15 protein-coding genes are annotated in these 19,521 nt (G+C 72.5%); all 15 read left to right on the forward strand.

What is annotated here, in order from left to right; translation table 11 throughout:
- Positions 1-159 precede the first annotated feature (159 nt).
- The 15 genes from ACFXDE_RS02755 (at position 160) to ACFXDE_RS02825 (ending at position 19,519) form a co-directional block, all read left to right on the forward strand.
- The gene (locus tag ACFXDE_RS02755) at positions 160-1,224 is read left to right on the forward strand and encodes an LLM class flavin-dependent oxidoreductase (protein WP_380490184.1); all 1,065 of its coding nucleotides are present in this window, start codon (positions 160-162) and stop codon (positions 1,222-1,224) included.
- A 69-nt stretch (positions 1,225-1,293) separates the two neighbouring features.
- Complete coding sequence (locus ACFXDE_RS02760; protein ID WP_380438448.1) at positions 1,294-1,461, forward strand: thiomuracin/GE37468 family thiazolyl RiPP peptide; 168 nt, start codon at positions 1,294-1,296, stop codon at positions 1,459-1,461.
- Between the two features lie 48 nt (positions 1,462-1,509).
- Positions 1,510-1,677, forward strand: a complete 168-nt coding sequence (locus ACFXDE_RS02765; RefSeq protein WP_380490186.1) for a thiomuracin/GE37468 family thiazolyl RiPP peptide — start codon at positions 1,510-1,512, stop codon at positions 1,675-1,677.
- 120 nt (positions 1,678-1,797) lie between these two features.
- Entirely contained in the window at positions 1,798-3,780 is a 1,983-nt protein-coding gene (locus ACFXDE_RS02770; RefSeq protein ID WP_380490188.1) for a hypothetical protein, read from the forward strand.
- Positions 3,773-5,422: a TOMM precursor leader peptide-binding protein gene (locus tag ACFXDE_RS02775; protein WP_380490190.1), complete on the forward strand. Its 1,650-nt coding sequence runs from the start codon at positions 3,773-3,775 to the stop codon at positions 5,420-5,422. Before ACFXDE_RS02770 ends, ACFXDE_RS02775 begins: the two co-directional genes overlap by 8 nt.
- A gap of 11 nt (positions 5,423-5,433) precedes the next feature.
- Positions 5,434-6,984 (forward strand): SagB family peptide dehydrogenase, encoded by a 1,551-nt coding sequence (locus ACFXDE_RS02780; protein ID WP_380490192.1) that lies wholly within the window; start codon positions 5,434-5,436, stop codon positions 6,982-6,984.
- A complete protein-coding gene (locus ACFXDE_RS02785; protein WP_380490194.1) occupies positions 6,984-9,641 on the forward strand; it encodes a lantibiotic dehydratase in 2,658 nt (885 codons plus the stop codon). Before ACFXDE_RS02780 ends, ACFXDE_RS02785 begins: the two co-directional genes overlap by 1 nt.
- Positions 9,634-10,608, forward strand: coding sequence for a lantibiotic dehydratase C-terminal domain-containing protein (locus ACFXDE_RS02790; protein ID WP_380490196.1), 975 nt, complete (start codon positions 9,634-9,636; stop codon positions 10,606-10,608). Before ACFXDE_RS02785 ends, ACFXDE_RS02790 begins: the two co-directional genes overlap by 8 nt.
- Before the next feature lie 3 nt (positions 10,609-10,611).
- Positions 10,612-12,027 (forward strand): nitroreductase family protein, encoded by a 1,416-nt coding sequence (locus ACFXDE_RS02795; RefSeq protein WP_380490198.1) that lies wholly within the window; start codon positions 10,612-10,614, stop codon positions 12,025-12,027.
- An 11-nt stretch (positions 12,028-12,038) separates the two neighbouring features.
- The gene (locus ACFXDE_RS02800) at positions 12,039-13,892 is read left to right on the forward strand and encodes a TOMM precursor leader peptide-binding protein (protein ID WP_380490200.1); all 1,854 of its coding nucleotides are present in this window, start codon (positions 12,039-12,041) and stop codon (positions 13,890-13,892) included.
- Positions 13,889-16,291, forward strand: a complete 2,403-nt coding sequence (locus tag ACFXDE_RS02805) for a lantibiotic dehydratase (RefSeq protein ID WP_380490202.1) — start codon at positions 13,889-13,891, stop codon at positions 16,289-16,291. Before ACFXDE_RS02800 ends, ACFXDE_RS02805 begins: the two co-directional genes overlap by 4 nt.
- Complete coding sequence (locus ACFXDE_RS02810) at positions 16,288-17,394, forward strand: thiopeptide maturation pyridine synthase (protein ID WP_380490204.1); 1,107 nt, start codon at positions 16,288-16,290, stop codon at positions 17,392-17,394. Before ACFXDE_RS02805 ends, ACFXDE_RS02810 begins: the two co-directional genes overlap by 4 nt.
- Positions 17,395-17,425: 31 nt before the next feature.
- Positions 17,426-18,400, forward strand: a complete 975-nt coding sequence (locus ACFXDE_RS02815) for an ATP-binding cassette domain-containing protein (protein WP_380490206.1) — start codon at positions 17,426-17,428, stop codon at positions 18,398-18,400.
- Positions 18,397-19,290, forward strand: coding sequence for an ABC transporter permease (locus ACFXDE_RS02820; RefSeq protein WP_380490208.1), 894 nt, complete (start codon positions 18,397-18,399; stop codon positions 19,288-19,290). The genes ACFXDE_RS02815 and ACFXDE_RS02820 overlap by 4 nt, the downstream gene beginning before the upstream one ends.
- Before the next feature lie 55 nt (positions 19,291-19,345).
- Complete coding sequence (locus ACFXDE_RS02825) at positions 19,346-19,519, forward strand: hypothetical protein (protein ID WP_380490210.1); 174 nt, start codon at positions 19,346-19,348, stop codon at positions 19,517-19,519.
- Positions 19,520-19,521: the final 2 nt, after the last annotated feature.

Here is a 19,521-nt window from a genome sequence, read left to right on the forward strand (position 1 = left end):
CGATCCCGAATGCTGGTCGTTATTGACGACCCTGGTGGCCCGATGTAGCGTCAGCGGCGAAACACCCGGTGGCGTGCCGACAGGCCCCGGAGTGATCGGGTGACGAACCCCCGAGATTCATCTGGTGGAAATCCGGCTGCTATAGGGAGTGTGGTATCGGTGCGCTTCGGGCTTTCTTTTCTTCCCGACTGTACGCCGGAGACGAAATCTCCGCAGGACTATTTCAGCGATGCGCTGGAGTTGTCGGTCCGGGCGGAGGCGGGCGGTCTGGATTCGGTGAAGATGACCGAGCACTATCTCCACCACTACGGCGGCTACTGCCCCAGCCCGCTGGGCTTCCTGTCCGCGGTGGCCGCCCGGACGGACACGGTCAGGCTCATCACCGGATGCGTCCTCCCGGTCTTCCACCACCCCATCCAGCTGGCGGCGGACGCCGCCCAGCTGGACGCGATCAGCGGCGGCCGGCTCGACGTGGGGTTCGCCCGGGCGTACCTGCCGGACGAGTTCGACTCGCTCGGCGTACCGATGGACGAGAGCGTCGACCGCTACCGCGAGACCATCCGCGCGGTGCGGCGGATCTGGACCGAGGAGAAGGTCAGCGAAGAGACGCCCTTCTTCTCCTACCGCGACGTGACCGGCCGGCCCCGGCCCACCCAACAGCCGCATCCGCCGATGTGGGGCGCCGCGGTGCGCACGCCGGAGAGCTTCACCTGGCTGGGCACCGAGGGGCTGGGGCTGCTGATCACGCCGATGATCTCGCCGCACGAGTTCCGCGACCAGCTGACCCTCTACCGCGACGCCTTCGAGGCGGCGCACGGCGCCTCCGGGCTGCGGCCCCGGGTCGCGGCCAGCCTGCCGCTGGTGGTCGCGGAGACCGACGAGCGTGCGGAGGAGATCGCCGAGACCTACCTGCGGCGCTACCTGGACGTCTGGGCGGAGGCCGTGAGCCCGTGGGACCGGCGGGAGTCCTCGGCCTACCGCGGCTACTCCGGCTTCGGCTGGATGCTGCGCGGCCTGCAGCCCTCCAAGCTCTACACCGAAGGCGGCGCGATCGCCGGCTCGCCGGCCACGGTCATCGACCGCATCCGCGCCTTCAACGACCACATCGGCGGCGTCGACCAGATCCTCTGGCAGATCGATTTCGGCGCGATGCCGCTCCCCGAAGCTCGGCAGACCCTGGAGCTCTTCTGTGACCAGGTTCTGCCGGAGGTGAAAGCACTCTGACCGTCGGTGCCCGCCCGCATTGTGGGAGCGGGCCGGCACCGGCCCCACGTAGGAAGGGAGGTGAAAGACATGGAGAACTTCGACAACCTGGTGCTGGACGACAGCGCCTTCGAGCTCGTCGAGCTCGGCGAGGTGGTTCCCGCTTCGGTGACCGCCGGCTACGGCCTGACCGAGCTGTCCGCTTCCAAGGGCACCAGCAGCTGCTGCTGCTGCACCCCGTGCTGCTCCTGCACCTGATCCGGTGCGCCCACTGATCGATCCCAGAGAGGAAGGGAGGTGAAAGACATGGAGAACTTCGACAACCTGGTGCTGGACGACAGCGCCTTCGAGCTCGTCGAGCTGGGTGAGGTGGTTCCCGCTTCGGTGACCGCCGGCTACGGCCTGACCGAGCTGTCCGCCTCGAAGGGCAGCAGCTGCTGCTGCTGCTGCACCCCGTGCTGCTCCTGCACCTGATCCGGTGCTGATCTCCCGGCACATGTGCTCTAGCCGGTGCGTGCGCGCGTCAGAGGACCGGGTGGCTCTCGGTCCTTTCTACTGACCAGTCATCAATGCATTCTCGAAGAAGCGGTGGTCATGGAAGTGAACGTCGATCAGGTACGGCCTCGGCTGCGTGGGGACGTCTACGTCATGCGCGTGCCGGAAGGCGCCTACATCCGCAGCAATCTGGGCGGCTCGATGCTCAAGGGCGCGTCGACGTACGAGTGGATCCAGCGGATCGCACCGCTGCTGGACGGCACCAAGACCCTCGGCGAGCTGTGCGCCTCGGTACCGGAGCCCAGCCGCGCCGCGCTGGCCAAGCTCGTGCTGCTCCTGCTCGACAAGGGGTACGTCAAGAACGCGCTGGACGACCGTCCGCACACGCTGTCCGGCGAGCTGGTCACCACCTACGCGGCCAACATCTCCTTCATCGAGTACTTCACCGACTCCCCCGAACGGCGCTTCGAGGCCTACCGCGACAGTTCCGTGGTGCTGACCGGATCCGGCCCGCTGCTGCAGGCCCTGGTCAACTCGCAGCTGCGCGCCGGCGTGCGCACCGTGCCGCTCGCGCCGTTCGCCGAGTCGCCGTTCGACCGCGACCGCGTCGCCGAGCACCTGGGCGCGTCCCGTGCGCAGGACCCGGAGCAGCAGATCGTCTACCGGGACGCCGACGCCCAGCGGCTCGACCTGGTGGCCGCCGACGCCACCATGGTGCTGCACGTCGCCGACCGCCCCATGATCGAGCGGGCCCGGCAGCTGCCTGCGGCGGCGGCCGCCGCAGGCGCCGCGTTCGCGCAGGCGGTCGTGTCGGGCGACGAGGCGTGGGTCGGCCCGGTGATCGGCGAAAACGACGACCCCACCGCCTGGGATTCCGCGTGGCGTCGATTGTTTGCGCTCACATCCGACCTCGTCGGCGCGGACCTGCGCGACCACCCCGAGGTGGAACCGAGCGAGTTCCTGCGCGGCCCCACCGTCGCGCTGGTCGCCAACCAGCTGTGCTTCGCGGCGTTCCGCCATCTCGCCGGCATCGACAAGGGCGCAGGCCCCGACCACCTGGTCCGCTTCGACCTGGAGACCCTGGAGACCTCGAAGCACACCTTCCTGCCGCACCCGCTCGCGCTGCCCGCCGTTCCCGACGACCCGGCACGGCTGGCCGCGCTGGTGGCCGCGAAACCCGTGGACGACGAGGAACTGGCCCGGCGCGCGGTGGACTTCGTCGACCCGCGGACCGGAGTGTTCGCCGAGGTCACCGAGCGCGACTACGAGCAGCTGCCGCTGTTCGTCAGCGAGGTCGTGGTCTCCGACCCGGTCGGCCTGGCCGGTGGCTCCTTCCCGGTCCACGGCTGTGGTGAGACCGTGGTCGAGTCCCGCGAGCGGGCGGTCCGGCGCGCGCTCGAAGGCTACGCGGCCGTGATGGTCGACTCCCGCAAGGGCGACCGGCTGTACGGGCTGGACGTGCTGACCGGCGAGCCGGTCGAGGTCGACGCCGCCGAGGTCTTCCCCGCACGGACCGCGGCCTCCGGGACCGACTGGTCCGACGCCGTGCGCGCCGCCGTGGTGGCGGCGGTCAACGACACCGCGGTGGCCGCCCTGTCGACCGCGACCGAACCGCTGCCGCAGCTGGACCCGGACGCCGCCGAGCTGACCCCGCGCGGTGAGCGCTACCTGAAACTGCTGGGGATCGTCGAGGAGTCGTTCGAGGTCCACGACCTGTCCGGTCTGCTCGGCCTGCCGACCTTCGCGTTCACCACCCCCGCCGGCACCGTCGCCTACGTCAGCGGCCTGGACGTCGCCGCCGCGCTGGAGGAGGGGCTGGAGCGGACGCTGCTCGCCTACCAGGCCCGGGCCACCGGTCAGCCCGGCTACGCGCCGGCCCCCGTGCCCGACCTGCCCGAGTGGCTGCGCGGCTCGGCCGCCGGGGGCGCGACCGGGGCGGGGCCCCGTTCGGTGACGCTGGACGAGGTCGTGGCCGGGCTGACCGGGGAGGGCGGCCGGGTGGTCGCGGTCCCGCTGGACCACGATGCCTCCCTGGCCCGGCTGTCCCCGTTCGTGGTGCGTGTCGTGGTCCTCCATGGCTGACCAGCCGCAGGTGCTCCTCGAACCGCACCAGGTGGTCGTGGGGCCGTCGGCGCCGGGCTGCCCGGAGTGCCTGCACACGCGTCGCCTCGCGGCGGCGTCCGCCGAACGCGCCGCCGAGATGGCCGCCGGGGCGTCGGACCGGGAGCTGCCGAGCTTCCTGGCCGACACCGTCGACGGATTGGCCGCGGCGCGGCCCGGCGCCCGGCGGTTCTGGGTCGTCGACACCGCCACGCTGGAGCTGTCCCGGCACGCCTTCCTCGACGACCCGCACTGTCAGAGGTGTTCGGAGGTGCCGGAGGACAGCGAGCAGGGCGCACGGGTGGTCCGGGAGGCGCGGCGCAAGCTGTCGCCCGAATCCAGCCGCGTCCGGCGGCTCGACCGGGGCGCACTCGCGGCGACCTACGTCGACGGGCAGGCCGGCCTGATCCCCACGGTCACCTCCTACCCGGGGCACGCGTTCCCGTTCAGCGGGGCCGTCCTGGCCGCACCCGGTGCCCCGGCGGAGCCGGCCGGCTACGGCCGCACCCGGGACTTCACCTCCGCGTGGTCCATCGCGGTGGCCGAGTCGCTGGAACGGCTCACGGCGTACGCGCCGGCCAAGCGCACCGCCGTCCGGGCCGGTTACGCCGAGGTGGCCGGTGCCGCGATCGACCCCCGCACGCTCGGGCTCTATCCCGACGACCGGTTCCTGATCCCGGACTTCCCGTACCGGAAGTTCACCGAGGACGCGGTGACCAACTGGGTGTGGGGCTACTCCTTCGGCCAGGGCCGGCCGGTTCTGGTGCCGGAGAGCTTCGTCTACTACCGCCTGCCGATGCCCGCCGGCGAGCCCAGGTTCGCCGGCGAGATCTCCAGCGGCAACGCGCTCGGGGGCTGCTACGAGGAGGCCGTGCTGCACGGCATCCTCGAAGTCGCCGAGCGCGACGCGTTCCTGATGGCCTGGTACCAGCAGACCCCGCTGCCCGAGATCGACCCGGCCACGGTGCCCGACCGCCGGATCCCGCTGGTGGCCGAGCGGATCGAGCGGCAGGGCTACCGGGTGCACGTCTTCGACAGCACGCGGGAACACGGGATCCCGTCGTTCTGGACGCTCGCCGAGGACGTCACCGGCGCCGCGCGGCCCAGGGCCGTTTCGACCGGCGGCAGCGGGCTGCGCCCGGCCGAGGCGATCCTGGCCGCGCTGCACGAACTGAGCCAGACCGTCGAGTACCTGGCCATCCTGGCGCTCGATCCGGACTGGCACGACCGTGCCCGGCACCTGGCCGACCATCCGGACGAGGTCGTCTCGATGGCCGACCACCTGCTCTGCGCCGCCAATCCGGCCACCTTCGACCGGTACTCCTTCCTGCTCGACGACCCGGCGACCTCGACCTGGGAGCAGCGGCTCGGACGCTGGCACTGGCCGAGCACCACCGACATCGGCGCGGACCTCGACGAGGCCGTCCGGCGCTTCGCCACGGCCGGCATGGACGTCGTCGCCGTCGACACCACTTCCACAGAACAGACAGCCGGAGGCTTCACATGCGTCAAGGTGATAGCACCGGGCTCGGTGCCGATGACCTTCGGACACGCGGCCCGGCGGGTGACCGGACTGCCCAGGCTGTCCGAGGTACGCAACCCGCACCCGCATCCCTTCCCGTGACCGGGGGTGCCGTGACCGAGCGCGGGGGCGCTGTCGGCCGGGAGTTCCTGCGGGTCAGCCTGGAGGACCTCGCCGAGGCGATGGAGGCCCGGCAGTCGGAGTACGCCAACCCGGACGAGCCGCTGAAGTTCAAGATCTACCGGGGCCGGCCCCGACGCCCGCTGACGACCAGGGTCCCGCAGGAGTTGCGCGAGGTCGAGGCGTTCGACGAAGCGGCGCTGTCGACGCTGCTGCGCTACGGCTACGGCCTCTCCCGGCAGGAGTTCGACACCAACGGGACCTGGCCCTACCACCGGACGGTCGCGTCCGCGCGCTGCCTGTTCGGTGTCCAGCTGTACGTGGTGCTGCCCGAGGGCGTCTACCACTACGACGTTCCGCACCACGCGTTGGTGCTGCTGCGCGACGGAGACCACCGGCGGCTGCTGGCCGGCGCGACCGGCACCGCGGGTGATTCGCCCCAGGCCGTGTTCGTGCTCTCCGGGCTGTTCTCCAAGGTCGCGTACATCTACCGCGACTACGCCTACCGCCTGTGCACCCAGGAGGCCGGACTGCTCACCGGGAACCTCGACCTGGTCGCCCGGTCCATGGGCCTGCGGGCGCACGTGCACCACCAGTTCGTCGACGAGCCGGTCAACAAGCTGCTCGGACTCGACCCCGACGAGGAGCCGGCCCTGGTGGTCCTGCCGCTGCACCTCGCCGACGCCGGCGCCGGCCCGCGGCGCGACCCGGTCCCGCGGACGGCCGCGGCGCTCGCCGCGACCATCGACCCGATCAGTCCGACCGTGCTCCCCGGCGGACTGAAGGCTGCTCAAGCCTGCCCGGCGCTGACGAAGGTCAACCGCGCGTCCTTGCGCACCGACACCGCGAGCTTCGCAGCGGCCGAACCGGTCGCGCCCACCGTGCCCGACACCGAACCGCTGCCCCTGCCCCGGGCCGAGGCCGGGGAGATCGACCTGGCGCAGGTGCTGCGGGTGCGTGATTCGGGCCCCGGGCTCTTCAAGCCGGTCGCCTCGCAGGTCGACGGGGTCGAGCTGTGGGCGCGGCTGGCCCGGATCCGGGCCGGGGTCGCCAGCGACGCCGTCCCGGCCGGCGCGCCGGTCCCGTTGGAGATCTACCTGACCGTCGGCGATCTCATCGGAATTCCGGCGGGTTCCTACCGGCTCGACCAGAACACCGGCGCGCTGCATCCGATCGTCCGCGCGGACGCCGACACCGACGCCGTCACGGCGATCGAGCGGGTCACCATCCCCGGACCGGTCTTCCGGAACATGAACGCCATCGTCCATCTCGTCGGCGACGGCGACTGGGCGTTCGACACCTTCGGTGACCGCGGCTACCGCGTGCTCAACCAGGAGGCCGGGCTGCTCGCGCACCGCGTGTGCGTCGCGGCCGCGGCACAGGGCATGTCCGGCCGGATCGTCAACGCCTACCACGCCGAAGGGGTCCGCGCGGCCCTCGGACTGGCCGAGCAACGGCACGCCCCGGTCTTCCAGATCATGCTGGCCAGGACCGGCCCGGGCGGACGCATGATCGTCCCTGTCGAGCCGGAGGGGGTGGAGTGATGGACAGGCTGCGAGAAGCCGGCCCCGCCCCGCAGCGGTACGTGCCGGGGTCGTCCGCCGTGGTCCGCCTCGCCGGCAGCCCGGTCGCCGCGCTGGACGGACTGCGCTGCGCGCGGAGCTGGCACACGGCCGGCGAGCTGGTGCGGCTGCGCGGCGAGATCACCACGGCGGCCGGCGAGCTGTCGGACCTGCTGCACACGGTGATCGGCGCCACGGGCGACGGCGAGCTCAAGGCCGGGCTCGTCGCGGTGCGCCGGGCAGTGCACCGCGGCCGCCACGTCCATCCGGCGCGATCGGCCGACGTCCCCGCCGAGCTGGTCGCCCCGCTGCGGGAGTGGGAGGAGCGGCTCGCCGAACGCGACCGCCTGGTCGCGGCACTCCCCCAGGAACTCGAACAGGACCGGGCGGAGAGCTACGAGTCGCTGCTCGCCGCGGCCGGGCTGCCCGCGTTCCAGCTCGGTCTCGTGCACGCCAACCCGGACCTGTTCCTGGCCCTGCGGAAGTGGGTGGAGACCGGACACGCGCCGCAGCGCCAGACCGTGCTGCGCCTGGCGCAGTACCTGGCCCGCTCCGCCGCGAAGACCAGCCCGTACTCCACGTTCACCAGCAGCGGCCTGGCCGCCTGGGGCGAGGCCGAGGACATCGTCGAGCCGGCCGCGGGGCGGCCCGCCGCGGCGACCGCGACCGAGGTCAGCGTCGGATCGCTGCACCGGATCGCGCGCGCCGTCTGCGAACGCCCGGAGCTGGTCGGCGGCTGCCCGATCCGGATCAACCCCAGCGCCACGGCCGTCGACGACGCGCTGCTGTTCCTCGGCCGTCGGCCGGTCGAGCACGTGCACAGCCTCGCGCTCACCCCGACCCTGCGCCGGGTGCTGGAACTGACCACCCCCCGACGCACTTCCGATCAGTGCACCTTCGACGAGCTGCGGGACGCGCTGCTGGCCGTCGCGCCCGACGGGCGCAAGGTCGACCTGTTCCTGCGCCGACTGGTGACGCTGGGCCTGCTGGAGCCGGTCCCGCCGCTCGCCGACCAGTCCGCGGACCCGGTCGGCGACCTGCGCGCCTGGCTGCGCCGGCAGCCGGGCCTGGAACGGCTGGACCGGACCCTGCACGGGCTGGCCGAGGCGCTGTCGAGCTACCCGACCATCACCGAACCCGGCGACCGGGTCGCCGTCCGCGAGGCCGTGGTCCACGGGCTGGACGCGGCACTGCGCGAGGTGGGCGACCACGCCCACGCCGGCAGCCCGAAGATGGCCCAGGAGTTCGCCCGGTACAGCTTCTACGAGAACGCGGTGCACCCCGGCACGAGTGCCGTGCTGGACCGGGCGAGCTGGCGACCGCTGCTGGACGACCTCGACGCGGTGCGCACCCTGCTCGGCCTGATCGGGCCCGACCTGCCGTTCAAGCTGACGCTCGCCTCGCTGTTCTGGAGCCGCTACCCGGTCGGGGCGCAGGTCCCGCTGATGGTGTTCTACCGGGACGTCCTGGCCGAACAGTCCGCCGGCGCCGCGTCGGGCCCGGCCGGGCGCGGGCCGCGCCTGGCGCACAGCCGGTTCGCCAGTGCGGACAGCCCGGTCGAAACGGTGCGCGAGCTGCACCGCCTGCGCACCGCCGGCAAGCGCCTGCTGGGCGAGCGCACGCCCGACCGGGACGGCGTGGTCCGCATCGACCCCGACGAGGTGCGCAAGCTGGCCGCACAGTGGCCGGACTGGGTCCGCACACCGACGTCGCTCGCGGTCTACTGCCAGCTCGCCCATGCCGCGCACGGCCCGGAACTGGTCGTCAACAGCATCGGCGGCGGCTTCGGCCGCGGCCGCAACCGGGTGCGGCACATCCTGGACGTGCTCGACCTGCCCGCCGGCGTCCCGGACGAAGCGGGGCTGGCCGCGGGCCGCGACGACGTGCTGTTCGCCGAGTTCGAGGCCGTGGCCCGCTCCGCCGTCAACGTCAGGAAGCCGAGCGTCCGGCTGGTCGTCGACTACCCCGGCGTCCGCAGCACGCGCGAGGACGAGGACCGGGTGACGGTCAACGACCTCCATGTGCAGTACGGCGAGGACGGGTTGCTCACGCTGGTGTCGCGCCGGCTGGGCAAGCGGATCTGCCCGGTGCACCCGGGCCTGGGCGCCGACCGGCTGCTGCCGCACGCCGCACGCTTCATGATCGAGGCGTTCGGCGAGTCCAACACCTGGTTCGACGCGTCCACCGAGCTCCGGATGACCTCGGACCCGCGCGCGGACAGCGGAGTGCGCCACCTGCCCCGGCTGATGGTGGGCAACGTGGTGCTGCGCCGCGCCATGTGGCTGACCCACGCCGACCAGGTGCCCCGGCGGGCCGACGCCCCGACCGGCGAGGCCTGGGTGCTGAGGATCGTCGGCTGGCTGGCCGAACACGGCATCCCCGAGCGCTGCTTCGTCACCGTCCTCGACCCGGCGTCACTGAACCAGGGCGAGAACGGTCAGGGGCCGAGCAACGACACCAAACCCACCTACGTGGACTTCGCCAGCACGCTGCTGCTGCTCGGTCTGGAACGCCGGCTCACCGCGCCGGACGCGATCGTGCAGATCAGCGAGATGCTGCCGGATCCCGGCCACGTCCGCGGTGAGCACGTGGCGGAGTACATCGTGGAACTGAACGAGCCCGGAGTCACCTATGTCTGAGTACAGCTGGGTCAGCGCCCACCTCTTCTACCACGGCGACCAGGACGCCGTGATCGTCGGTGTCGTCAGGCCCGCCGTCGAACGGCTGGGCCGGGCCGGACTGGTCGACGGCTTCTTCTTCCTCCGCTACTGGGAGGGCGGCCCGCACGTCCGGCTGCGGGTGCGCACCTGGCCGGAGCACGTCGAGGAGGTCCGCTCGGTCATCGAGGAGACGGCCGCGGAGTTCTACCGCACCTCGCCGTCGCAGTCCGCGCTGACCGAGCAGGCCTACGCCGAGTCCGCGGCCGAGCTCGCCGGGCTGGAGCGGATGGACCACTACGACTCGTTGCACCCGGACAACTCGATCGCGTTCATCGACTACGTGCCCGAGACCGACGTGTACGGCACCGGCCGCTCCCTGGCCGCCGTCGAGAAGCAGTTCATGGCGGCCAGCGTGCTGGCGGTCGAACTGATCGCCCGCGGTCGCACCCCGGGTCAGCGCGCCATGGACGCCTTCGCCATGCTGGCCGCCAACCGCACGGTCTTCACCGGCATCCTGCCCGAACTCGCCTACCAGGCACGGTTCATGGTCGAGAGCGGCGGCGCCGCGGCGGAGCTGCTGCAGTCGGCGGCGTTCGAGCGGTACTTCGACGCGAACAAGGCCCGGCTGCGCACCAGCCTGGAGGCGGTGTTCGCGTCGACGAGGGGCGTGGCACTGCCGGACGCGTCCGTGGAGAGCAGGTGGCTGGCCACCGTGCGGGAGGCCAACGACACCCTGGTCGAACTGGAGCTGCTGGGCAAGCTGGACGCCTACTCCGACTTCGAGGCTCCGGCCGACGTGCTGCAGCACATCAACCACCTGGTCCCGCAGCTGATCGTGGAGCGGTTCACGCACCTGATGTGCAACCGGCTCGGCATCAACCTGGCCCAGGAGTCCCACCTGCGGCTGCTGCTGACCAGGACCGCCTTCGACCTGTGCGCGGTGTGAGCCATGAGCAACGACGCCACGCACTACGTGGAGAACGTGCACACCCCCACCGAGGTGGTGAACCAGACGGCGTTCCGGCCCCTGGTGGTCAAGACCTACCCGGGCGCACCGCGCCACCCGCTGCCGTGGCCGCCGGAGAGCTCCGAGCACCGGCTCGGCAGGATGCTCGCCGACCTCGGGGGCATCACCCGGTCGCAGTGGCTGACCCCGCTGGACAAGCTGCCCTTCACCGACAGCTTCGAGGCCATCCCGGACTCCGATCCGCTGCAATGGCTGGTGACCCGGCGCCCGACCCCGTCAGGGGGCGCCCGGTACAGCGCGGAGTGGTACGTGATCGCCGGTCCCGACTCGGAGGTGCCGCCGGGCGTCTACTACTACGACCCGGCCCGGCACGCCCTGGTGCTGCTGCGCTCGGGCGACTACCGGAGCTGGGTCGCGTCCCGGCCGGCCGCGACCGTCCTGGTGCAGACCAACGTGTTCTGGCGGCTGGCCGCCAAGTACGGCGAGATGTACTACCGGCTGGTCTGCCTGGAGGCCGGGATCCAGGTGGCGCAGGCGCTGGTGGTCGCGGGCGACCAGGACGCCACGGCCCGGCTGTGCTTCCCCGACGCCGACGTGACCGAGCTGCTGGGGCTCGACCCGAGGAAGGAGGGGGTGCACGCGGTGATCGAGCTGGTCCCGCCGGTGCCCGCCACCTACGGCGGCCCGTCGCTGGCCTCCTACCCGCTCGCCTCCGGCGCGCACTCGGCGGTGCTCGCCCGAAGCCGCCCCCGCCCGGAACCGCTGCCGGCCGCACCCGTGGGGGAAGGCACGCGGATCAGCCTGCCGCATGCGGAACCGGACCTGCCGGCCGGCACCCGGACCCGTCACGCGGCCATGCGCGGCTTCAACGGCGAAACCATGTCGATGGGCACACTGGCCACGATCCTCGCCGGCTACGGCCGGCAGGAGGGCTGGGACGTGCCGGCCAACCTGGTCGAGTTCCACTGCGTCATCGCCGACGTGACGGGCATCCCGTCCGGTGCGTACCGCTACCTTCCCGACGAGCACCAACTGGAGCTCGTGGCCGAGGGCGATCCCCGGCAGCGGCTGCGCGAGGCCGCGCTGGCCGCGCTGCCCCAACAGGGCGCCCGCACGGCGAACGTGTGGCTGCTGCCGGTGGGGGACGGCGCGGCCCTGGAGGAGCGGTTCGGCACCCGTTGGTACCGCGTGCAGCAGGCGGCCGCCGGTGCCGCACTGCACCGGGCCTGCCTCGCCGCCGCGGCCATCGGCGTGGCGAGCCGGATCCAGAACGACGTGCTCACCCATCTGCTGGACACCTGGTTCGGCCTGGAGGGGCGCAAACGGAGCCTGCTGGTGGCGCAGTTCGGCACCGAGCACCCCGCCGGCCTGCGCCCCGAGTTCCGGCTGACCTGGTGAGGGGAACGGACGTGACAGACACCGTACTCGGCAAGGGCCTCCTGGCCGCTGCCATCGCCCGGCGTCCGCCGGCGGCCCTGGTGGTGGCGCACGACGGCTGGGACACCGGCGACTGGGCGGCGGTGCACGACCGGGGCGAGCCCTGGTTGCCGGTGTGGACCGAGCTCGACCGGGTCGTGGTCGGCCCGCTGGTGCGGCCCGGCGAGCCCGGCTGCGTCTGGTGCCTGCAGAAGTGGCGGGCCGGCGCGCCCGCCCGGGCGCCGTGGAGCAGCCGGCTGCGCGCGGACGACCGGATCGCGAGTCGGCCGTCGGACTGGCTGTCCGGCTTCGCCGCCGAGGCCGTCTCCGAACTCCTGCACGCGGGCGCCGCCGAGGACTGCTGCTGGTTCCTCGACCTGCGCGACCTGTCGCTGAGCCGGCACACGTTCCTCCCGGACCCGCTGTGCGCGGTCTGCGGCGCGCTGCCCGAGGACACCGCGGCGGCGGCCGCGATCGAGCCCCGGTCCCGGCTCAAGCCCCGGGCCCGCTCCAGCCGGATCGGCGAGCTCTCCGAATCCCGGCTGACCGCGCTCTACGTGGACGCCGAGACCGGTGTGGTCGCCCCGCCGCGCGGCATGCGCGACTCGCTCGTGCCGCTGACCGAATCGGTCCTGACCGAGTACGGCTACCAGGGGGAGGCGGGGTTCGGGCGCACCCTCGACTTCGCCTCCAGCCGGGCCACCGCGGTCGCGGAGGCGCTGGAACGGCTCGGCGGCCAGTGGCCCTGGGGCAAGCGCACCACCGTGCGCGGCAGCTACGCGGACCTGGCCGGGCACGCGCTGGACCCGCGCTCGTTCGGCCTGCTCTCCCCGGAACGCTACCTGGAGCCGGACTGCCAGTACCAGCCGTTCACCGAGGACGCCGTGGTGTCCTGGGTGTGGGGGTACTCGTTCGGGCAGGCCCGGCCGGTCCTGGTGCCCGAGACCCACGCCTACTACCGGATGCCGTTCCAGCCGGGGACCCTCGCGGACAAGCCGTTCACCTTCGAGATCTCCAACGGCTGCGCGCTCGGCGGCTGCCTGGAGGAGGCGATCCTGCACGGGATCCTGGAGGTCGTCGAGCGCGACGCGTTCCTGATGACCTGGTACGCCCGGATGTCCGTGCCGGAGGTGGACCTCGCCCGGGCGCCGGATCCGCGGATCGGGCTCCTGGTGGAGCGCATCGAGCGCACCGGCTGCCGGGTCCGGGCCTTCGACACCACCCTGACGGAGGGGATCCGTTCGTTCTGGGTCCTCGCACAGGACACCACCGGTGACGACAGCCGGCCGAAGGTCGTCTGCACCAGCGGCTCCGCGCTGGACCCGGTCGCCGCCGTGCTCACCGCGCTGGGCGAACTGGCGCCGATCATCGAACAGGAGCAGGTCAGGTACCCGGCCGAGGCCGAGCGGGCCAGGCGGATGGCCGCCGATCCCGAACTGGTGCGGATCATGACCGACCACGCGGTGTGCAGCGCGACGCCGGAGGCCTTCGACCGCTTCTCGTTCCTGCTCGACGGCGACCGCGTGATCGGCTGGGACGAGGTGGTCACCCGCAGCCCGTGGCCGCTCCACGCCGACCTGCGGGACGACCTCGCCGAGGCCGTCGGCCGGATGCTGGCGGGCGGCATGGACGTCGTGGTCGTCGACCAGACCTCGCCGCTGCACGAGGCCGCCGGCCTGCACTGCGTCAAAGTGATCGCGCCCGGCGCCCTGTCCATGACCTTCGGCCACCGCAACCGGCGGACCGACGGGCTGACCCGGTTGCGGGAGGTACCTCACCGGCTCGGTCACGCGCCGCGCCCGCTGGCCGAGGCCGACCTCAACCCCCACCCCCACCCGTTCCCATGAGCAGCCACGCCACCACCTTCGGAGTACGCGTCGCGGGCCTGTCCGCCGACGTGGCCGACCGGCTCGCCGACGACCGGCTGCGTCACGAGCTGGTCGCGCTGTCCCGTACGGCCGCAGGCCTGACGGCCGACGCCGCGACGCTGTCCGACCGCTGCCACGACGTGATCGGCGCGCTGTCCGAGCCCTCGGCCAAACCCAAGCTGGTGGCGCTGCGCCGGGCCGTGCACCGGCTTCGCGATCCCCGGCGACTGCTCGCCGAGCCGCCGGTCGCCTCGGCACTGGGCCCCGAACTCACCGAGGACATCGCGGAGTTCGGCCGCAGGCTGGGCCAGTACCGCGCCGACCGTGCGCGGTTGCCGGGCGTGCTGGCCGAAGCCGCCCGGTCCATCGACGGCCGTCTGCGCGAGATCGGCGCGGATCCCCGGTTCGACCAGGGCCTCGCCCATGCCAGCCCCACCCTGTACGAGGTGCTCGGACGCAGACCCGGGCGGCAGGAACTGATCCGGCTGGCCGTCTACGCCGCCCGCGCCGCCGTCAAGACCAGCCCGTTCAGCACGTTCACCGCGAGCGGCCTCGGCCGGTTCGTCCCGGACGGGCCGGCCCTGCGGTGGGCCGCGACCGGGCCGGCGCGGTCGATCGTCGAACTCGACCTTTCGGTCCTCACCCCGCTGGCCGCCGGCTCGGCCGAACCGACGGTCCGGGTCAGTCCCAGCGCGCGCCTGGAGGCCGGCACCGTCCGCTTCCTCGGCCCCGCGCCGGCGGAGGACCTCCTCGCCCTGCCGCTCACCGCCCCGCTGCGGCACTGCCTGCGCGCCGCGGCCGGCCGGCCGACGCTCGCCGAGCTGACGGCGGCCTTTCCCGCGCCGCCGGAGCAGACGGCCGGGTACCTGCGCTCCCTCGTGACGAGCGGACTGCTCCTGCTCCAGCCGGACTTCGACGACCACGGCATCGATCCGATGCAGCAGGTGACCGAGCGGGTTCCCGCGCTGGTCCCGGTCCACGAGGGGCTGCGCGCGTATGGGAGCGCTAACGGGGCCGACCGGATCGCGCTCGGGGCGCTGCTCCACGAGCAGCTACGGGACCTCGGCATCACCGGCAAGCTTCGGGACGTGCTGACCGAGCAGTCGGTCATCCCGGGCGTCGTGGCCGAGGCGGGCCTGCCGTCCTGGCGGGACGCACTGGACGACCTGGCGACGGCTTGCCGGCTGCTCGCGGTCTTCGACTCCACGCTGCCCTACAAACTGGCGGTCGCCGCGTTCATCCGGGAGCGCTTCGGCACGGAGACGCCGGTGCCGTTCGACCGGTTCTACGCCGAACTCGTCCGCGACGGTCACGAGGCCAGGCGGCTGCACCCCGCCGCAGTCGCCTTCGACATGACCGGGCTGACCGGCACCCTGGCGGCCAGCCCGGTCGCGGAGGTCCGCCACCTGGTGGACCTGATCGCCGAGGTCCGGCGCGCGCTGCCGGACCGGCAGCGGATCGAGGACGTCCTCGACGCGCTGCCGGCCTGGGTGCGCCCGGTCGGCTCGGCCGCCGTATACGTCCAGCGCGACGGCGACGAGGTGATCGTCAACGCGGTGAACTCCGGCTTCGGCCGGGCCCGTTCACAGGTGCGCCGACTGCTGTGCCACATCGTGGACGACCCGCTCCCGGTCGACGCGGTGTACCCGGACGCGCCGGCGTACGCGGAGTTCCCCCACACCCTCGCCACCTCGCTCAACCAGCGCGAGCTCGCCCTGCCGGACCGGCTCGACTACCCGCCGCCCGCCGGGCTGACGGTCGGCGTGGACGGCGACGGGCTGCCGGTCCTGTCCGACGACGGATCGGTCGTCCGCCCGGTCCACGGCGGACTGTCCTACGAGCGGCAGTTCCCTCCGGTCATGGCGCTGCTGGTCGAGGCGTTCGGCGAGAACCCCCTGCTGCTGCGCCCCGACCAGCCGCTCCGGCACGACGCGAGCGCCGGGAACGGGCAGGGCCGCGTCCTGCACGCGCCGAGGCTGAGCATCGGGCGCGTGGTGCTCCGGCGGGCCACCTGGGTGGCGCAGCCCGGCACCCTGCCACGCCGCGCGCCCGGTCAGTCCGACGCGGACTTCCTGCTCGCGCTGACCGACTGGCTGGCCGAGTACGGCCTCCCGACCCGGTTCTTCGTGTCCGTGCTGCGGATGCGCGCGATCTCGGTCGGTTCGACCACGGGCGACCGCAGCCGAAAGCCGCTGTACGTCGACATCGGCGCACCGCACCTCGTGCTGGCCTTCGAGCGGCTCGCCAGGGACCCGGCCGGTGCGGCGGTGTTCTCCGAGGTCGCGCCCGGGCCGGAGACCGCGCTCCTCGATCACCAGGGGGTGCCGAGAGTGACCGAATACGTGATCGAGCTCAACTGCCGAGGAGACCGCAAGTGACAGAGCCCCTGTGGCGCACGGTGAACGTGTTCCACCATGACACCGACCGCACCGACCTGCTGCTCGACGCGGTCCGCCCGTTCATCACGGCGGTGGCCCCTTCGGCGCTCCGGGTGTACTACCAGCCGCACTGGCGGCGCGGGCCGCACGTGCGCATCCCGATCCAGGCGAGCGCCGAGGCCTTCGAGGAGGTCGTCGCCCCGGCCGTGGCCGGCGTGCTCGATCCGTACCTGCGGGCGCACCCTTCGACGGTCGTCCTCGACCAGCAGGCGGCGCACGCGGAGCACCTCCGGCTGGCCGCGCTGGAGAGCGAACGCGGGCCGCTGACCCGCTGGGCGGCCAACAACACCGTCGAGGTCGGGCCCTACGACCGGCGCGAGCACGTGCTCGGCGGACCGGCCGCCGCGGACCTGCTCGCCGACTACTACGTCGACACCAACGGCATCGTCTTCGACATCCTCGACCGGGTCCGCGGCGGCGGTTCGAAGATGGCGCTCGCGGTGGACCTGTTCATCGCGGCCGCGCACCGGTTCCTGCCGCCGGTGACCTACGGCTACATGTCCTTCCGCGGACACGCCGACGCCTTCCTGGCGAAGATGCCCGACGGCCTGCGCGCGCGCTTCGACCACGTCTACGAGGCCAACGCCGAGACCTTCCGGCAGCGCGTCGTCGAGATCACCGCAGCCGCGGACTACCACGACACCGTCCGCTACGCCGCCCTGCTCGACGCGCTGCTGCATTACCGCAACCAGGCCAACGGGCTGATCGCGACCGGTGAGCTGGCGATCAACGCGGACGAGCAGGGCGAGCCGGAGGCCTGGGGCTCGACCTGGAGCGCATGGTCGGACCGCAGCCCGTTCCACCAGGTGCTCGGCGGCCACCGGGGGGCGGCCGACCAGCTCGGCGGCTGGAACGTCTTCCAGCAGTACCGGGTGGTACTCAACTGGCTCTACCTCAACATGTACCGGATCGGCATCGGCGAGCTGGAACGCAACCTGATCTGCCACGTGGTCTCCCGGGCCGTCGAGGACGTACACGGGGTGACCGCGATGAGCCGGATCGAGGACCTGATCGAGTTCGTCGACGGCGGCGGCCGCCTGTGACCGGCTCACCCGCCCGAGGAAGGACGAACCCATGACTCACGCTGTCACCGTCAGCGAACTCGTCAAGCGCTACCACCCGCACGCCCCGGCGGCCGTGGACGACCTGAGCTTCACCGTCGAGCCGGGTGAGGTCTTCGGACTGCTCGGCCCGAACGGGGCCGGGAAGTCCACCACCGTCGGCGTGCTGACCACCCGGATGCGGCCGACCTCCGGCCGGTGCCTGGTCTTCGACACCGACGTGGTGGCCCGACCGGCCGCCGCGAAGCGGCTGCTCGCCGTCGTGCCGCAACGCCAGAACCTGGACCGCTCCCTCGACGTGCGGCAGAATCTGCTCTTCCACGCCCGCTACCACGGCGTCGGTCGGGACGAACGGCTCGGCCGCGCCGACGAGTTGCTCGACCTGATGGGGCTCACCGCGCAGGCCGGCCAGCGGGTCGAGCGGCTCTCCGGCGGGCAGGCCCAGCGGGTCGTCATCGCCCGGGCGCTGATGCACGCACCCAAGGTGCTGTTCCTGGACGAGCCGTCGACCGGCCTGGACCCGCAGTCCCGGCTCTTCCTGCACGAGCGCATCCGCGAACTGCGCGAGCACGGCGTCACCGTCGTGCTCACCACCCACGACATGGACGAGGCCGAAAGCCTGTCCGACCGCATCGGCATCGTCGACCACGGCAGGCTCCTCGCGCTGGACACCCCGCGCGCGCTGACCGGGGCCCTCCCGGGCGGCACCACGATCAGCGCCCGGGTCCGCGGTGCGCAGGTGCCGAGCTCCGAGATCCTGGCCGCGCTGACGGAGCTGCCTGGTGCCGGTGCCGTCGAGCACGACGGGCCGCAGGCCACCGGGGGCAGCCAGTGCTTCCGGGTGCGGACCGAGAAGGACCCGTCGGTCCTGCTGCCGGACGTGCTGCGCGCCATCGTCGACCGGGGGGTGCAACTGGTCGACCTGTCGATCGCCCGGCCGAGCCTCCAGGACGTGTTCATCGATCTGACCGGAAGGGAACTGCGGTGACCACTCCGACCCAAGGCGCCGGTACCACCGAAGCCGTGGAGAGCGCCGAAGCCGTGAAGACCGCCGAAGCCGTTGAGACCGCCGAAGCCGCCGACCCGGGGGCGCGGCACGACCTCGGGCCCATGACGCGGACCTTCCTGGCGGTGCTCTGGCGCGACCTCTACACCACCACCCGACGGCCGACCGCCTTCCTCCTCCAGGTGATCGTCCAACCACTGCTGCTGTTCTTCGTCTTCGGCAAGGTGCTCGGCGAAGCCGGCTTCACCAAGGGCGACTTCGGCGCGACGCTGCTGCCCGGCGTCATGGCGCTCAACGCGTTCCTCGTCGCCCTGGAGAACACCGCGATGCCGCTGATCATGGACCTCTCGTGGTCCGGCGAGATCGAGGACCGGCTGCTCGCACCGATACCCGGCGAGCTGGTCGCCGTCGCCAAGTCGGCCTACGGGACGCTGTGCGGCCTGTTCGCCGGGCTGGTCATGGCACCGGTCGGGTTCCTGGTGCTCGGCACCACCGGCTGGCCGCTCACGGCCTGGCCGGGCGTGCTGCTGATCCTGGTCCTCGGCGCGGCGACCGGCGCCGCCCTCGGCCTGATGCTCGGCACGATCGTCTCGCCGGACCGGATCGGCGTCACCTTCGCGATCGTCATGGCCCCCGTGACGTTCACCGGATCCGTCCAGTACCCGTGGTCGTCCCTCGGCCACCTGCGGTGGTTCCAGGTGATCTCCGCGATCAACCCGCTGACCTACGTCAGCGAGGGCCTGCGAGCCGCGACGCTGTCCGGTCCGCCGTCGTCGATCCCGCTGTGGCTGGACGCACTGGTGCTGCTGTCGGCCTTGGCGGTCACCGCCGTGATCGGCATCAGGGGATTCATGTCCAGGGCGATCGGTTGAGAGCGCTCACCGGAAGCGCCCGACCCGGAAAAGAGTCCGGAAAAGAGGAGGACGAATGAACAGGAACCTCAGGACCGCCGCACCCATGGTCTACGCGGCGCTCGTGGTCGGCGGCTTCATGATCGACTCGTCGATCGGTGTCGGCGTCTGCGTGGTGGGCGGGATGCTGCTCGGCGCCCTGTACGCGACCACCAACGGCGGCCGCCGCGACCGGGACCACGACCGCTGACG

It is taken from the genome of Kitasatospora sp. NPDC059408, assembly GCF_042751525.1.
Taxonomy (GTDB): Bacteria; Actinomycetota; Actinomycetes; order Streptomycetales; family Streptomycetaceae; genus Kitasatospora.

Excerpts from the sequence above, each read along its gene's own strand:
- ACFXDE_RS02815 (WP_380490206.1), top strand. The coding sequence starts at position 17,426 with ATGACTCACGCTGTCACCGTCAGCGAACTCGTCAAGCGCTACCACCCG.
- ACFXDE_RS02765 (WP_380490186.1), top strand. The coding sequence starts at position 1,510 with ATGGAGAACTTCGACAACCTGGTGCTGGACGACAGCGCCTTCGAGCTC.
- ACFXDE_RS02775 (WP_380490190.1), top strand. The coding sequence starts at position 3,773 with ATGGCTGACCAGCCGCAGGTGCTCCTCGAACCGCACCAGGTGGTCGTG.
- ACFXDE_RS02790 (WP_380490196.1), top strand. The coding sequence starts at position 9,634 with ATGTCTGAGTACAGCTGGGTCAGCGCCCACCTCTTCTACCACGGCGAC.
- ACFXDE_RS02785 (WP_380490194.1), top strand. The coding sequence starts at position 6,984 with ATGGACAGGCTGCGAGAAGCCGGCCCCGCCCCGCAGCGGTACGTGCCG.
- ACFXDE_RS02795 (WP_380490198.1), top strand. The coding sequence starts at position 10,612 with ATGAGCAACGACGCCACGCACTACGTGGAGAACGTGCACACCCCCACC.
- ACFXDE_RS02805 (WP_380490202.1), top strand. The coding sequence starts at position 13,889 with ATGAGCAGCCACGCCACCACCTTCGGAGTACGCGTCGCGGGCCTGTCC.
- ACFXDE_RS02760 (WP_380438448.1), top strand. The coding sequence starts at position 1,294 with ATGGAGAACTTCGACAACCTGGTGCTGGACGACAGCGCCTTCGAGCTC.
- ACFXDE_RS02770 (WP_380490188.1), top strand. The coding sequence starts at position 1,798 with ATGGAAGTGAACGTCGATCAGGTACGGCCTCGGCTGCGTGGGGACGTC.
- ACFXDE_RS02825 (WP_380490210.1), top strand. The coding sequence starts at position 19,346 with ATGAACAGGAACCTCAGGACCGCCGCACCCATGGTCTACGCGGCGCTC.